This window comes from Variovorax sp. V15 (assembly GCF_041154425.1).
In the GTDB taxonomy this organism is placed as follows: domain Bacteria; phylum Pseudomonadota; class Gammaproteobacteria; order Burkholderiales; family Burkholderiaceae_C; genus Variovorax; species Variovorax guangxiensis.
On the sequence record NZ_AP028659.1, the window covers coordinates 3376313 to 3390859 of the forward strand.

Annotated in this window: 11 protein-coding genes; 6 read left to right on the top strand and 5 right to left on the bottom strand. The window is 68.2% G+C overall.

The genetic code is table 11. The annotated features are described in order from the left end of the window. Positions 1 to 5: 5 nt before the first annotated feature. Together ACAM57_RS15965 and glgB are read right to left on the bottom strand one after the other, a co-directional pair. Positions 6 to 2063, bottom strand: a complete 2058-nt coding sequence (locus tag ACAM57_RS15965; RefSeq protein ID WP_369662338.1) for an alpha-1,4-glucan--maltose-1-phosphate maltosyltransferase — start codon at positions 2061 to 2063, stop codon at positions 6 to 8. Then, complete coding sequence (glgB, locus tag ACAM57_RS15970) at positions 2060 to 3955, bottom strand: 1,4-alpha-glucan branching protein GlgB (protein WP_369662339.1); 1896 nt, start codon at positions 3953 to 3955, stop codon at positions 2060 to 2062. Before glgB ends, ACAM57_RS15965 begins: the two co-directional genes overlap by 4 nt. 255 nt (positions 3956 to 4210) lie before the next feature. Here glgB and ACAM57_RS15975 point away from each other — a divergent pair, with 255 nt between their 5' ends. Then, entirely contained in the window at positions 4211 to 5395 is a 1185-nt protein-coding gene (locus tag ACAM57_RS15975) for an amylo-alpha-1,6-glucosidase (protein ID WP_369662446.1), read from the top strand. 17 nt (positions 5396 to 5412) lie between these two features. On the opposite strand, the gene ACAM57_RS15980 is transcribed toward ACAM57_RS15975, so the two are convergent. From ACAM57_RS15980 to ACAM57_RS15990, 3 genes are read right to left on the bottom strand one after another with little or no spacing between them, the layout of a single operon-like run. Continuing rightward, positions 5413 to 6027, bottom strand: coding sequence for a lysylphosphatidylglycerol synthase domain-containing protein (locus ACAM57_RS15980; RefSeq protein WP_369662340.1), 615 nt, complete (start codon positions 6025 to 6027; stop codon positions 5413 to 5415). Further along, entirely contained in the window at positions 6006 to 6404 is a 399-nt protein-coding gene (locus tag ACAM57_RS15985) for a hypothetical protein (protein ID WP_369662341.1), read from the bottom strand. The genes ACAM57_RS15980 and ACAM57_RS15985 overlap by 22 nt, the downstream gene beginning before the upstream one ends. Before the next feature lie 13 nt (positions 6405 to 6417). Further along, a complete protein-coding gene (locus ACAM57_RS15990; RefSeq protein WP_369662342.1) occupies positions 6418 to 6666 on the bottom strand; it encodes a hypothetical protein in 249 nt (82 codons plus the stop codon). A gap of 251 nt (positions 6667 to 6917) precedes the next feature. On the opposite strand from ACAM57_RS15990, the gene ACAM57_RS15995 reads away from it, so the two are divergent. The 5 genes from ACAM57_RS15995 (at position 6918) to ACAM57_RS16015 (ending at position 14480) form a co-directional block, all read left to right on the top strand. After that, the gene (locus tag ACAM57_RS15995) at positions 6918 to 9185 is read left to right on the top strand and encodes a hypothetical protein (protein ID WP_369662343.1); all 2268 of its coding nucleotides are present in this window, start codon (positions 6918 to 6920) and stop codon (positions 9183 to 9185) included. A gap of 201 nt (positions 9186 to 9386) precedes the next feature. Next, complete coding sequence (locus ACAM57_RS16000; RefSeq protein WP_369662344.1) at positions 9387 to 10235, top strand: DUF6502 family protein; 849 nt, start codon at positions 9387 to 9389, stop codon at positions 10233 to 10235. After that, positions 10232 to 11707, top strand: coding sequence for a DUF5666 domain-containing protein (locus tag ACAM57_RS16005; RefSeq protein WP_369662345.1), 1476 nt, complete (start codon positions 10232 to 10234; stop codon positions 11705 to 11707). The genes ACAM57_RS16000 and ACAM57_RS16005 overlap by 4 nt, the downstream gene beginning before the upstream one ends. Before the next feature lie 271 nt (positions 11708 to 11978). Continuing rightward, the gene (locus ACAM57_RS16010) at positions 11979 to 12458 is read left to right on the top strand and encodes a hypothetical protein (RefSeq protein ID WP_184637939.1); all 480 of its coding nucleotides are present in this window, start codon (positions 11979 to 11981) and stop codon (positions 12456 to 12458) included. 327 nt (positions 12459 to 12785) lie between these two features. Continuing rightward, positions 12786 to 14480 carry a sensor histidine kinase gene (locus tag ACAM57_RS16015; RefSeq protein WP_369662346.1) on the top strand — a complete coding sequence of 565 codons (1695 nt, stop codon included), beginning with the start codon at positions 12786 to 12788 and terminating at the stop codon, positions 14478 to 14480. Positions 14481 to 14547: the final 67 nt, after the last annotated feature.

The following is a 14547-nucleotide window of genomic DNA, read 5'->3' on the forward strand; positions in this document are numbered from 1 at the left end:
CGGCCTCACAGGAAGTAGTCGAAGTCGCGCTCGTCGCCATGGCGCCTGCGGACCACGAAGATGTGGGCGGGCACGCTGCGCGGATCGAGCCGCACGTAGTGCCAGTCGCCCTGCCAGAGAAATCGCTGCCCGCTGAGCAGGTCGTGCATCTGGAAGGCGCGCGAGGGCGGGTTCACGCCCACGCTGGCTGGCTCCAGGCCCACCCAGCCTTCCTGCACGTTGTGCGGATCGAGGTTGACCACGGTCACTACCACGTTGGCGCCGTCGGCCGAGCTCTTGGCATAGGCCATCAGCTGCGGGTTGTCGATATGCAGGAAGCGCAGCGTGCGGTCCCACTGCAGCGCCGGGTTCTCGCGGCGGATGCGGTTCACCCGCGCGATGAAGGGCGCCAGGCTCGCGGGGTCGTCGTGATTCCAGTGGCGCAGCTGGTACTTCTCGGAATCCAGGTATTCCTCGCTGCCCGGGCTGCGCGGCAGGTGCTCGCGAAGCTCGTAGGCCGGCCCGTAGATGCCGTAGTTGGCCGCCAGCGTGGCGGCCAGCACCAGCCGCGACATGAACACGGCCGGCTCGCCGGTCTGCAGCTGCTCGTGCAGGATGTCGGGCGTGTTGGGCCACACGTTGGGCCGGAAGTAGTCGATGCCCGGCTCGGTCGAGAGCTCCGTGAAGTACTCCTGCAGCTCCTGCTTCGTGGTGCGCCAGGTGAAGTAGGTGTACGACTGCGAGAAGCCCAGCTTCGCGAGCCGGTGCATCACCTTCGGCCGCGTGAAGGCCTCGGCCAGGAAGATCGCATCGGGGTGCTCGCGCTTGACCTCGCCGATGGCCCATTCCCAGAACGGGAAGGCCTTGGTGTGCGGGTTGTCCACGCGGAAGATGCGCACGCCCTGCCCCGTCCAGTGATCGATCACGCTCTTGAGCTCGGCCCACAGCGCGCGCCAGCCCTCGCACTCGAAGTTGAAGGGATAGATGTCCTGGTACTTCTTCGGCGGGTTCTCGGCGTACTGCACCGTGCCGTCGGGCCGCCAGCGGAACCAGTCGGGGTGCGCCTTGACGTAGGGGTGGTCGGGCGAGCACTGGAAGGCGATGTCGAGTGCGATCTCCAGCCCGTGCTCCGACGCGCGCCCCAGCAGGCGCCGGAAGTCTTCCTCGGTGCCGAGCGCCGGCAGGATCGACTTATGCCCGCCCTCCTCCGCGCCGATGGCCCATGGGCTGCCCACGTCGCCGGGACCGGCTTCCAGGGAGTTGTTGGGCCCCTTGCGCTGGATGCGGCCGATGGGATGGATCGGAGGGAAGTACAGCACGTCGAAGCCCATCTCGGCGATGGCCGGCAGGCGCGCCTCCACGTCCCTGAAAGTGCCATGCACGCCGGGCTCGGTGCCGGCCGAGCGCGGAAAGAGCTCGTACCAGGTGCTGAAGCGCGCCCGCTCCCGCTCCGCCACCAGCGGCAGTTCCGCCGCGTGGCGCACCGCGTGGTGGCGATCGGGGTGGCGCCGCGCCAGCACGGCGTATTCCTCGTCGAGCGCCAGCGCCTTCAAGGCGGCGATGTCCGCGCCGGGGTTGGCTGCCGTCGCGTCGAGTTCCGTGGCCCAGCGCTGCAGCGCGGTGCGATCCTCTCCATGGGCCCGGGCGGCGGCCGCGGCGATTTCCAGCGCGCCGACCTGCGCTGCAACGCGCACGTCGGCCAGGTCCACGCGTCGCGTCATCTCGTGGCGCCACGAATCGAAGGGATCGACCCAGGCCACGGCGGTGTAGACATAGCGGCCCGCCGACGGCGGCGAGAAGCTGGCCTCCCACACGTCGTTGCCCAGCGGCTTCATCGGCACCTCGCGGAACTCGGCCTGCTCCTGCGAGCGCCAGCACAGCTGCACGCGCAGCACGTCGTGGCCGTCGGTGAAGCAATGGGCGCGCACCGTCACGCGCTCGCCGGCCACGCACTTGGTGGCGAAGCGGCCGTTGTCGATGGAGGGAAGCACCGCGTCGATGACCGCGCGGATGTCGCCGTGTGCCGCATCCGCCTCGGGGGCGCTGCCCGCCACGGCATGCCTGGTCGAGAAAATGTTCTTCATGAGGGCCGGTGCTCCAGGATCAGCGTGGACAGCGGCGGCAAGGTGAGGCACACCGACTGCCTGCGTCCGTGGGAACCCACGGGCGCCGCCTCGACGCCCCCGAAATTGCCCCAGCCCGAGCCGCCGAACTCGGTGGCGTCGGTGTTGATCACCTCGCACCAGCGCCCGCCCAGTGGCACGCCGAGCATGTAGTTGGTGCGCGGCACCGGGGTCATGTTGCTCACCGCGAGCAGCGGCGGGCTGCCGTCGCCGGCCTTGCGCAGGAAGGCGAAGATGCTCAGGTCGGCCTCGTCGGCGGCCAGCCATTCGAAGCCGGCGGACGAGAAATCGAGCCGGTGCAGCGCGGGCGAGGCGCGGTAGACGCGGTTGAGCTGCGACACGAGGCGCTGCAGGCCCGCGTGGCCTTCGAGCCCGCTCACCCACCATTCGAGCTCGCCGTCGTGCGTCCACTCGCGGCGCTGGCCGAATTCGCCGCCCATGAACAGCAGCTTCTTGCCCGGGTGCGCCCACATGAAGCCGTACAGCGCGCGCAGGTTGGCGAACTGCTGCCAGTTGTCGCCGGGCATCTTGCCCAGCAGCGAGCCCTTGCCGTGCACCACCTCGTCGTGCGAGAACGGCAGCACGAAGTTCTCGTGGAAGGCATACACCAGCGAGAAGGTCAGCTTGTGGTGGTGGTACTTGCGGTGCACCGGCTCTTCCTTCATGTAGGCGAGCGTGTCGTGCATCCAGCCCATGTTCCATTTCTCGCCGAAGCCCAGGCCGTCCATGTCGGTGGGGCGCGAAACGCGCGGCCAGGCGGTCGACTCCTCGGCCACGGTGAGCGTGTCGGGGTGCTCGCGGTAGACGGCGCGGTTCAATGTCTGCAGGAAATCGATGGCCTCCAGGTTCTCGCGCCCGCCGTGGCGGTTGGGCACCCAGCCGCCGTGGCCGCGCGCGTAGTCGAGGTAGAGCATCGACGCCACCGCATCCACCCGCAGGCCGTCGATGTGATACAGATCGAGCCAGAAAAGGCCGGACGACACGAGAAAGCTGCGTACCTCCGGCCGGCCGTAGTTGAAGATGCTCGAGTTCCACTCCGGGTGGAAGCCCTGGCGCGGATCGGCATGCTCGTACAGGTGCGTGCCGTCGAAATACGCGAGCCCGTGCTCGTCGGTGGGGAAATGCGAAGGCACCCAGTCGAGCAGCACGCCGATGCCCTGCTGGTGCAGGTGGTCCACGAGGTACATGAAGTCCTGCGGCGAGCCGAAGCGCGCGGTGGGCGCGAAATAGCCGGTGGTCTGGTAGCCCCAGGAGCCGTAGAACGGATGCTCGGTCACCGGCATCAGCTCGACGTGCGTGAAGCCCATCTCGAGCGCATAGGCCGCGAGCCGGTGCGCGATCTCGCGGTAGCCGAGAAAGTGGCCGTCTTCGCGGCGCCAGGAGCCCAGGTGCACCTCGTAGACCGACATCGGCGCATCGAGCGCATTGCGCCGGCCGCGGTCGGCCATCCACCCGGCATCGCCCCACTGGTACGAAAGCTCGCAGATGCGCGAGGCCGTGGCGGGCGGCAGTTCGGCGGCGAAGGCGACCGGGTCGGCCTTGTCGACCATGTAGCCGCCGTGGCGCGAGCGGATGCGGTACTTGTAGGTCTGGCCGATCGCGGCATTCGGGACGTACCCGCTCCAGATGCCCGTGCCGTCCGGGTCGGGCTGCAAAAGATCGGCGTCGCCAGACCAATAGTTCCAGTCGCCGACCACCGACACGGCCTCCGCGTTCGGCGCCCAGACCGCGAACCTTGCGCCGCCGCCCTTCTCGTCGGGGTGGCAACCCAGCAGGTCGTACAGCCGGGAATGGGTTCCCTCGCGGAAAAGGTAGGCGTCTTGCCCGCTCTGGCGTTGTTCGTTCGACGGCACCGGCGCTCCTTCGTTGAAGACCAGCGGAACGGCGCATCGAGGACCGACCTCGGTTGTTGTTGCCCGTTCACGCCTGACCCGGCTCAATTTGCGAGCGCCGGCAGGATCGTGGTTACGGCCTGCGCCGACTCGCCTTGTCGGAGAGCTGCCCGTATCGGCGGAAGCCGGAACCAAAGTCGGGCAGGCAGGACCAGGCCTACATCCGCGAAAGACGACGGTTGTTAAAAAGGAGTGCCCCAAGCCACCATGGAAGCCATGACCGACCTCGATGCCTCCGCGCTCGCGCTGATCGACAACTGCTCGCAAGCCTCGCTGGCACTTCTGGAACGCAATCTCACTTCTCACGGCATCCTGGCGGCCGCCCGCACCGAGGCCGCCGTTGCGCGGCGCTACACGCGCATCTTCGGGCGCGACGCCGCGATCTGCGTGATGGCGATGTGCGGCAGCGGCGTGCCCGCGCTGGAACAGGGCGCGGTGGCGAGCCTCGAGGCGCTCGCGGCGCAGCAGGCGGCCAACGGGCAGATCCCCAAGTACGTGGACCCCGAGGGCCGCGATGCCGATTTCTGGTACCTGGGCTGCATCGACGCCACGCTGTGGTGGCTGATTGCCGTGGACCACGTGCGCCGCCACGGGCAGGTCGGCCCTTCTCGTTGGACGGAGGAAGTTGCCCGCGCGCTCGGCTGGCTGCTGGCGCAGGAGCACCAGCACTTCCGACTGCTGCAGCAGAACGAGGCCAGCGACTGGGCGGACATCATGCCGCGCTCGGGCTATGTGCTCTACACCAACGCGCTGTGGTACGAGGTCAAGCGCCGCTTCGCGCTGGACCACGCGGAGGCGACGCACTACCACTTCAACCACCTGTTCAATCCGTTCCAGCGCGATCTGCCCGAATACCACCGGGCGCGGCTGCTGCAGCACTACGCGCGCCGCGGCCGGCGCGACCCGGGGCTGTACCTGAGCTTCGTCAACCTGGCGGTGGTCGGCGACGAGGGCGACGTGTTCGGCAACGTGCTCGCCATGCAGTGCGGACTGGCCGATTCAGCCATGGCGCGCCGCATCGTCGACACCATCGACCGGGCGCATGCCGGCGAGCCCTGGCCGGTGCGCGTGGTGTTGCACCCGCTGCCGCGGCAGCACCCGCTGTGGAGGGCCTACATGGGCCGCCACCGGCAGAACATCGTGCACCAGTACCACAACGGCGGCATCTGGCCCTTCGTCGGCGGCTTCTGGGTGATGGCGCTCGCGAAGCTGGGAGAGCACGGCATGGCCTGGGCCGAACTCGCGAAGCTGGCGCGGGCCAATGCGCTGGACGACTGGCGCTTCACCGAGTGGTTTCACGGCCGCACGCTGGCGCCCATGGGCATGGCCGGGCAGAGCTGGAACGCGGCGACCTTCCTGCTTGCGCGGCGGGCGTTGCTGAACGGCGAAGCGGTCTGGTGAACAGGCCCGTCCCGGCCTCACACGGAGGCGACTGGCGTTTCCAGCGCGGATGCGGCCCCCTCTTGCCCATCGCTGGCCGGAGCCCAGCGTTCGAGCAGCAGGTAGAGCGCCAGCCCGCCGGCCAGCGGCACCAGGTAGTACAGCGCCCGGTACGCCAGCACGGCTCCCATCAGCGCGCCCTGCTTCACCGTGCCAGAAAGCAAGGCGAGATACACCGCTTCCAGCACGCCCAGGCCGGCCGGTATGGGCGTGAGCACGCCGACGATGGACGCCGCGAGCAGCACGCCCAGCGTGGTGGCGTAAGGCACCGTCTGCCCCAGCAGCAGGTACATGGCTGCGCCCATCAGCGCCCAGTTGGCGGCAGACAGCGCCAGCTGCATCGACGCGATGCGCGCCCCCGGCAGACGGATGTGCCTGCCCCTGACCACCCATTCGCGCTTGCGCGAGACCGCGCATGCCACCACGTAGCCCAGCGCCAGCATGATCATCGCCACGCCCAGCGCCTGCAGCGCGCCCTGCCCGATGTGCGCCTGCCGCGGCGGCTCGATGACGCCGGCAGCGAACAGGCCCCCTGCCAGCAGCCCATACCCCAGCCAGTTGGTCGCAAGGCTCAGGCCGACGATCTGCGCCACGGTGGCATCGTCGAGCCGGCGCGGGCATAGAGGCGCGCACGCATCCCCACGCCTCCGACCAGCGAGCCGAGATTGAGGTTGAACGCATAGCTCGTGACCGCGATGGCCCATGTACGCCAGGCCGGCAACCGGTGCCGCAGATGGCGCCGGCCGATCAGGTCGAAGCAGCCGTAGAGCGCATGGCTGGCAGTGGCGAGCCCGAGCACCGCGAGCAGCAGCCACGGCGAATACCGGTGCAGCGCGTGCCAGGCACCGGCCCAGTCGATCTTGTGGATGTGGGACAGCAGCAGGCCCAGCACTGCGACGCCCACCAGCGGCAGAACCCATCGACGGCAACGCTGCCACCGTGTCGAGCCGGTGGCAGGCCGGGGGCTCATCGCGTCCGCCGGGTCAGCGAGAGTCGCGGTCGGTGCCGTGCTCATCGGCGGACCTGTCGGCCTTCTTAGCCTTCTCGGCCTTCTCGGCCTTCTCGGGCGTCTTGTGTTCGGCTTCGCCCTTGTCGTGCAGCTTCCTGTTGGTCACTTCCTTCATCAACTGCTCGCCCTCGACGTCGCGGCCGTCGCTGGGAACGGACTCTTCGTTCGCGAGTTCGGGTTCCTCACGCGGGGATTGCCTGGCGGGGTTCGGCTTGTTCGACATGGATGGCTCCTCGGTCTCTGTGCATGCGCCGAGTTTTGGGCGCGAGCAGCTGGCGCGCCGCCATCCGCGGACGACGGCGGGTGCAGGACATTTGCCATAGGCCGGGCCTGCGCGAAATGGGGAGGCCGATGTCGGCATAGGCCGACATGGCTGCGCGCCGTCTGTCCTCAAGGTGCGTGTGGCGTGCGATCTAGGCTCGTCTCGAAGACGAAGAACACACCACCCGCTACCGCTGCAGGAACCCCAGCCCAGTGACGACAGACATCAGCACGCCCCCAGTCCCCGCCGGCGTACCCGGCAACAGTGCGCCTTCCGCGGCATCGACACCGCACCGATGGCTTTTCATCCGTGCCGGCGGTCTCGACCAGGTGGTGTTTCGCAGCGGCGCGGACATTGCGCACATCGCCGAACTCGACCAGAAACTGTGGGTCGCGCTCGCCTGCCCTACGCGCGGCATCGACTTCGATGCGCGCACGCTCGATCTGATCGACAGCGACGGCGATGGCCGCGTGCGCCCGCCCGAAGTGATCGCGGCATGCCAGTGGGCCTGCGAGCGGCTGCGCAGCGCCGATGCGCTGCTCGCGGGCGGCGGAACGCTGTCGCTGGACGATCTCGACAACAACAGCGCGGCAGGCGCCGACCTTGCCAGGGAAGGCCGGCGCATCCTCGACCTGCTCGGCAAGAAGGACTCGAACACGCTCACGCTCGCCGACATTTCGGACCGCAGCGAATGGCTGGCGGCCATGCGTTTCAACGGCGACGGCGTGGTCACGCCCGACACCGCCTCCGACGACGCGCTGCGCTCGACCATCCAGGAAGCGATGCGCACCCACGGCAGCACGCCCGATCGCCACGAGAAGAAACCCGGCCTCGACCGGGCGCGCGCCGAAGCCTTCATGGCCGAAGCGAAAGCCATGCGCGACTGGTACGCGCGCGGCGACTGCAGCGACGAGGTGCTGCTGCCGCTGGGCGATCGCACGCTTGCCGCCACCGAGGCCCTGCGCGCGGTCGCGGCCAAGATCGACGACTTCTTCGCTCGCTGCCGGGTCGCGGCCTATGACGTGCAGGCGGTGGCGGCGCTCAATCCTTCGCCGCAGGCCTATGACGCGCTCTCGGGCCACACGCTGGACGTGGGCGCGCAGCCCATCGCCGAGCTGCCGCTCGCGCCGGTCACGCCCAGCCGCTCGCTGCCGTTGCGCGGCACGAGCCTGAACCCGGCCTGGGCCGATGCGATGGCCGCGTTCGCGCGCGACGTGGTGGCACCGCTGCTGGGCGAGCGCGATGCGCTGGAAGAAGAGCAATGGCAATCGCTTCGCAGCCGGCTTGCGCCGTGCGAGGCATGGATCGCGGCGCGGCCGGCCAATGCGCTGGCCGCACTGTCGCGCAAGCGCATCGACGCGCTGCTCCAGACGCAGGAGGCCTTGTTCTCGCTCATCGCCGAGGACGAGGCGGCGGAGCTTCACAACCGGCTGCTGGTCGACCTGGAGAAGCTGCTGCGCCTGCAGCGCGACCTGCTGGTGCTGCTGCACAACTTCGTGTCGTTCAAGGCCTTCTATCGGCGCGAAGGCGCCATCTTCCAGGCAGGCACGCTGTACCTCGACGGGCGCAGCTGCGAGCTCACCGTGCAGGTGCAGGACACCGCCCGGCACGCGACGCTGGCGGGACTGGCGAAGACCTGCCTCGCGTACTGCGACTGCACTCGCCAGGGGCAGAAGATGAGCATCGTCGCCGCCTTCACCGCGGGCGACGTCGACTTTCTCTTCGTGGGGCGCAACGGCGTGTTCTACGACCGCCAGGGCCGCGACTGGGACGCCACCATCACCAAGCTGATCGAGAACCCGACCAGCGTCGCGCAGGCCTTCTTCGCGCCGTACAAGAAGTTCGTCCGCATGATCGAGGAACAGGTGGCCAAGCGGGCAGCGGCGAGCGAAGCCGGGTCGCAGGGCGCGCTGCAGTCGCTGGCCGGCCGGGTGGCCACGGCGGATCAGGCGGCGGGCGCGGACGCCGCTTCGAAAGCCCCTGCCAAGCCCGGCGTGCCACCGGCGGGCAGCCGCATCGACGTGGGTACCGTGGCGGCGATCGGGGTGGCGCTGGGCAGCATCAGTGCGGTGCTGGTCGGCATCTTCGGCAAGTTCATCGACCTGGGGCAGTGGATTCCGGTGGCGCTGGCCGGCATCGTGATCGCGATCTCGGGGCCCAGCATGCTGATCGCCTGGCTGAAGCTGCGCCAGCGCAGCCTGGGGCCGATCCTCGACGCGAGCGGGTGGGCCATCAATGGCCGCATGAAGGTGAGCGTGCGGCTCGGGGGGATGCTGTCGCAGGCGGCGCGCGTGCCGCCGGGGGCCAAGCGCATCGCGCCCGATCCGTACCGTGAACGGCATGGCCTGGCGGGCGCGCTGGCGGCCGCCTGCATCGTCGGCGCGGTGGCGCTGCTGGCCTGGCGCATGGACTGGCTCGACGACCGGCTGCCGCCACGGCTGCAGCACGATCAGGCGGCGGTGACGGCGCCCGGCGCCTGAGCGGCTGCGACGACGCTCTCGAGCCTCCTGGAGCGAGCCCGGCCGGGGTGTTGCTTCTTTACACCCAGCCAATCGGCCGGCAGTAGTCCAAAGCATTCACATTCATACTCTTGCGCAGGACAATTGAAAGCAGATCGCAACTGGCGATCTGTGCCGTCGAACCCTCTTTGAACCGCAGTTTCGGGAATATCGCTCGAATCCATGGAACATCGGCTGGACTGGACCCTTGCTGCCTGCGCCCGGATTCTCCGGCCGGTGGTCAGGCTCGCGCTCGCCATGGGGGTGAAGCACCCTCACCTCGAGGAACTGCTGCGCGACCTGCTGATCGAGGAAGCCCAGCGCAGCTGGCGCAACCAGGGGGTAGCCAACCCGAACCTGAGCCAGCTTTCGGTGACGACCGGGCTCAACCGCAAGGCGGTGACTGCCAAGGTCAGGGCAACCACTGATCCCCTGCCCCACACCGAGCTGTCGGCTGCAGCCAAGACTTTCACGTTGTGGTTGCAGATGCTTACTAAAGATGACACTTACCGGCGCCTGCCCATCACGGCGGGCCACGACGCGCCCTCCTTCGAGGCCGTCGCGCGCATGAGCAGCCGCGGCAACGTACATCACCGCACCATCCTCGACGAACTGGTGCGCCTGAACATGGTGAGCGAGGACGAGGACAAGGGCGTGGTCGAGCTCACGACGGACGGTTTCGTGCCGGTGGAAGACCTGCAGTCGATGCTGGCCTTCCTGGGCGACAACGGGCGGGACCACCTGCTGGCGGCCGTCGCCAACACGCTGGGCGAGGAGCCCAGGATGCTGGAACGCGCGGTGTACGCGCGCGGGCTCACGCTTGCGGAATGCGAGCAGATCCAGCGGCTCGTGCGCGAGCGCTGGACGGCGCTGCATCACGAGCTGGCGCAGGAAATGTCACGGGCGGTCGACGAGGCCCCCGGCGGTGCGAACGGGCGCATCCGTGTCGGCATCTACACCTACTACGAGGACGAGCGGACCGAGCGCACGCCAGCGCCGCCGCCGCCGGAAGAAAGAGGGCCCAAGCCATGAGCACGATGAAGACGCCTCGAAGGCTCCTGCTCGGACTCCTGTCCGCCGGTTTCCTGGCGCTGCTGCTTTCGTGCGGCGGGGGTGGAGGCAGCGGCGGCTCCATGGCTGGCATCGGCGTCGGCACGGGTAGCGCGCCCGCGGCGACTGCAAGCGGTGGCGACTCCACCGGAACCGGAACCGGAACCGGAACGGGTTCGGGTTCGGGTTCGGGTTCGGGTTCGGGTTCGGGTTCGGGTTCGGGTTCGGGTTCGGGTTCGGGTTCGGGTTCGGGGACCGGGTCAGGAACCGGTGCCGCAGGGGATTCCGGCGGCACGGGCGGCACGGGAAGCACAGGTGGCGACGCCGGCGCAGGCACGAGCACCGCCGGCAACAGCAACACCGACGGCTCCGGCGTAGGCTCGGGCGGCACCGGCGTGACGGCGGATGCCGCCGGCATCGGTGCTGCGGACGGCCTGGGCAGCATCATCCTCAACGGCCTGCGCTACGACACCGACAGCGCGACCTTCACCATCGAGGACGCGACCGGACTGCAGATCGGCATGAGCGCGCGGGTCGCGGGCAAGGTCGACGAGAACTTCACGAGCGGCATCGCCAACCAGGTGGTCTCCGCGGCCGAGTTGCGGGGCGCGGTCTCGAACATCGATGTTCCTGCCGGCACCTTCGTCGTGATGGGCATCGGCATCAGCATCGACTCGGCTACGGTCTGGGGCGACGCGAACGGCCTGGCCGACGTCAAGGCGGGCAGCATCATCCAGGTGTGGGGCCTGCCGGGCGCGCCCGGCACGCTGCGGGCCACGCGCATCCAGGTCTCGCCCACGGTGGCCGACCCGCTTGCCACGGGCGCGGTGCAGAGCCTCGACAAGGCGCACAAGACCTTCATGCTCGGCCAGCTGACGGTCAACTACGGCACGGCCGTCTTCGCGGGACTGGATGAATCGTCGCTCGCCAATGGCGTCGTCGTTCGCGCCCGGGGCACCACTGCGCCGGTCGGCGGCGTGCTCACGGCCACGAAAGTCCAGGGCTGGTACGCCATTCCGACGAGCGACGGCGTGGCGGTCCAGCTCGCGGGCGTCATCACCGACTTCGTCTCGCGCGGCTCGTTCGGGGTGCTGGGCACTCCCGTCGATGCGACCAACGCGCAGATCACAGGCGGCCCCGTGGGCTCGCTCGGCAACGGCGTGAAGGTCGAAGCCGACGGATTCATGTCGGGCGGCGTGCTGGTGGCGAAGAAGCTGCGCATCCGCAATGTGCCGGGCACGGGCGGACCGGCCTCCTTCACGCTGATCGGCGCCATCGGCGCGTATCGCTCCCCTGCGGACTTCAGGGTGCGCGGCCAGCCGGTGGATGCCGATGCGGCCGTTTTCGAGAACGGAACCAAGTCCGACCTGCGCAACGGCCGGAAGGTCACGGTCGTGGGCGACCGGGTGGTCGACGGCGTGCTGATTGCTCAACACGTGACGTTCTCGCCCTGAAAACGAGAAATCCTTCACAAAACTAATTCTCGACAAGGTCGAGCGGCAGGAGTACAACGAAATGACTAAAGTGAAAAAATCACATTTAAAGTGTCGAAGTCCTGCCGCCCACTTGACGACCCAAGATCGTGTTACTCCGGCATTCCGCCCGCGGTAACGCTGTTACACGTCCAGAGGCGGCATCCGGGATCGGCGCTGCGATGCGGGCATCCGTCCGCAGGTCCTTCCCATTGCTCGATGTGCACCAACGACGGTGCAGACGGGAGCATGTATGCCGCTCAATCTCCTCCTCCGGCTTCTGCACGAGAAGTTTCCGGTCACGCTCACGGCTGAACCCGACATCAGGCACGCCTCGGTCCTGATGGCCACAGGGCTGGTCGAAGCCGAATTCCATCTCGATCACTTCGGATACCAGCAGTACGAGAGCGCCGTGGTGTTCGACATCACGGAGGAAGGGCATGCGGAAATCGCCAGCCTGAAAGCCGGCGCCGCAGCCATCGCGCTCGAGGACCAGAAATGGCCCGTGATGCCCCTGGACTACCTGCGCAAGATCGGGAATTCGGTCTTCCCGCTGCGCATCGACGATCCGACGGAGATCAATTCGGTGGCGGTGCTGAACGCTGCGGGCATGGTGGAAGCAACCCTGCCCCCGCCCTGCCGGACCAGGCAGAGCCCGCAGAAATTCAGGCAGGCGGTCGTGCTGCGGGTCACGCCGCTGGGCCGTACCGCGCTGGTCGAGCGCCGGGCCTGAAACCAGGAACCCGGTCGCGCCTTTCGCACTGAACAGGTACCCGCAAATAGCGCGCTTCCTGGCAGCCGGCCCGCTCGCCCTCCTCTGCCGCCACCTCGAAACGCCCCGGCCAGAGACGAATGAAACTGAATGTAACAAGAGTCACAAACTGGCGATAGACCTCTGACCCCATTGTTTTCGACTACCAAAGTAGTAATGTGAAACCTTCACATACATCCCTTTCAGGTACGAGGAGTGAATTCCAAAATGACACCGTGCCGCTTCGCCAGCAGCAGCCGCCTTGCGGCCCGCATCGCGTGATGTACCTCCTGCCGGAATTCGTTTTCCATGCTGGCCCATACCACTGCCACCCCCGACGCCGGCATCAGCGTCGCCGCGGATGCGCTCATGGTCTCGCGCATGCGGCTGGTGCTCTCGGTCTCGGCGCTGCTGGCGGTGGTGGTTGATGCCGGGGACCATCGGAACCATGTCGACGGCGCCGTCTGGCTGGCCTTCTGCGGCTACGTGCTGCACAGCCTGCTGGTGTACGCATGCACGCGGATGGGCCGCCCGTACTTCCAGGGCAAGGTCATCCACTGGTCCGACGTACTCTGGTTCACGCTCATCATCTTCGTGACCGACGGGGTACAGAGCCTCTTCTTCCTCTTCTATTTCTTCGCGATCCTCACCTCCGCCTTCCGCTGGGGCTTCGAGGAAGGCGCCCGCGTCACGGTGGCGTCGGTCGCCTCCTTCGCCGCCTGCGGCCTCGCCACCAGCACCGGCAACGACGCGCCCCAGTTGCTGATGCGCAGCACCTTCCTGCTGGCGCTCGGCCACATGATCGTGCACTGGGGCGGCTCCAAGCTCGGCCTGCAGCGCCGCCTGGCCCTGCTGGGCGACGTCAGCCAGCTCTCCAACCCGCGCTTCGGCGCCGGCCGCACCATCGCCCGCACCATGGAACGCACGCTGGCCTTCTTCCGGGCCAGCCACTGCATCCTGCTGACGCGCGACACCGCCACCGGCAACTGGGTCCTGCGCACACTGCGCAAGAACGACGCCTGCGAGCACGTCAGTGTCGAGACCATCGGCCGCATCGCCGAATCCCCGCTCATGGCCCTGCCGGCCGACCACACCGTGCTCAGCAACCGCCTGCCCTGGCCGTTGAACCGGCTGTATGCCCAGAGCCACGTCTTCGAGGCTGGTGCCGCAGATGGCTGGCGCGTCGAGGACGAAGAAGGCGCCCGGCGCTGCGAGGCCATCACCGCAATGCTGGAAGCCCGGGCCTTCATCAGCGCTCCGCTGCCCATGCGGCTGGGCGAAGGCCGCGTCTTCGTGTCCTCGCGCGACGGGCTCTTCAACAAGTCCGACGCCCTCTTCCTCACGCACCTCATGGAGCAGATCTTCCCGATCATCGAAACCATCGAGGTACTGGACCGCATGGCCTCCGAGGCCGCCACCGCGGAGCGTCTGAAGTTCGCGCTCAACCTGCACGACACGGCCGTGCAGCCCTACATCGGTCTGCGCATGGGCCTGTGCGCCCTGCGCAAGAAGGCCACCGCCGACAACCCGCTGAGCGACGACCTGGAAAAGCTCGCGAGCGTGGCCGACGGCGTCATCGCCGACCTGCGCCGCTATGCCGGCGAAGTCAGGCAAGGCAGCAACAGCAGCCCGGGTGGCCTCGTGCTGCCGCAGTTGCACCGCCAGGCCGCGCGGATCAAGGGCCTCTACGGCATCGACATCGCCGTCGACGTCGACGGCCCGCTGCACCTGGACGACCGGATGACCGCGGAGGTGCTGCAGATGGTCGGCGAAGGCCTCAACAACATCTGCAAGCACACCCAGGCGCGCCACGGCAGCGTGCGCCTGGCCTGCCGCAACGGCCGGCTGCACGTGCGCATCGAGAACGAGGCCGACGGCGAGGAGAGCTTCACCCGCTTCAGGCCCCATTCCATCACCGAACGCGCAGCCGCCCTCGGCGGGCGCGCGCAGGTCCGCCAGTGCGACAGCGGCGGCACCGCCGTGCTGGTGGAAATCCCGATCTGAGCAACAACGACGAATCCCGGCAGCAAGCCGCTGCACCTGCCAAGAGACAAACCAGAGCCGAATCAAG

What these genes read in the sequence shown, in the direction of transcription:
- ACAM57_RS15965 (WP_369662338.1), bottom strand. Translation starts at nt 2,063, where the DNA reads ATGAAGAACATTTTCTCGACCAGGCATGCCGTGGCGGGCAGCGCCCCC.
- ACAM57_RS15975 (WP_369662446.1), top strand. Translation starts at nt 4,211, where the DNA reads ATGACCGACCTCGATGCCTCCGCGCTCGCGCTGATCGACAACTGCTCG.
- ACAM57_RS15985 (WP_369662341.1), bottom strand. Translation starts at nt 6,404, where the DNA reads ATGAGCCCCCGGCCTGCCACCGGCTCGACACGGTGGCAGCGTTGCCGT.
- ACAM57_RS15990 (WP_369662342.1), bottom strand. Translation starts at nt 6,666, where the DNA reads ATGTCGAACAAGCCGAACCCCGCCAGGCAATCCCCGCGTGAGGAACCC.
- ACAM57_RS16000 (WP_369662344.1), top strand. Translation starts at nt 9,387, where the DNA reads ATGGAACATCGGCTGGACTGGACCCTTGCTGCCTGCGCCCGGATTCTC.
- ACAM57_RS16005 (WP_369662345.1), top strand. Translation starts at nt 10,232, where the DNA reads ATGAGCACGATGAAGACGCCTCGAAGGCTCCTGCTCGGACTCCTGTCC.
- ACAM57_RS16010 (WP_184637939.1), top strand. Translation starts at nt 11,979, where the DNA reads ATGCCGCTCAATCTCCTCCTCCGGCTTCTGCACGAGAAGTTTCCGGTC.
- ACAM57_RS16015 (WP_369662346.1), top strand. Translation starts at nt 12,786, where the DNA reads ATGCTGGCCCATACCACTGCCACCCCCGACGCCGGCATCAGCGTCGCC.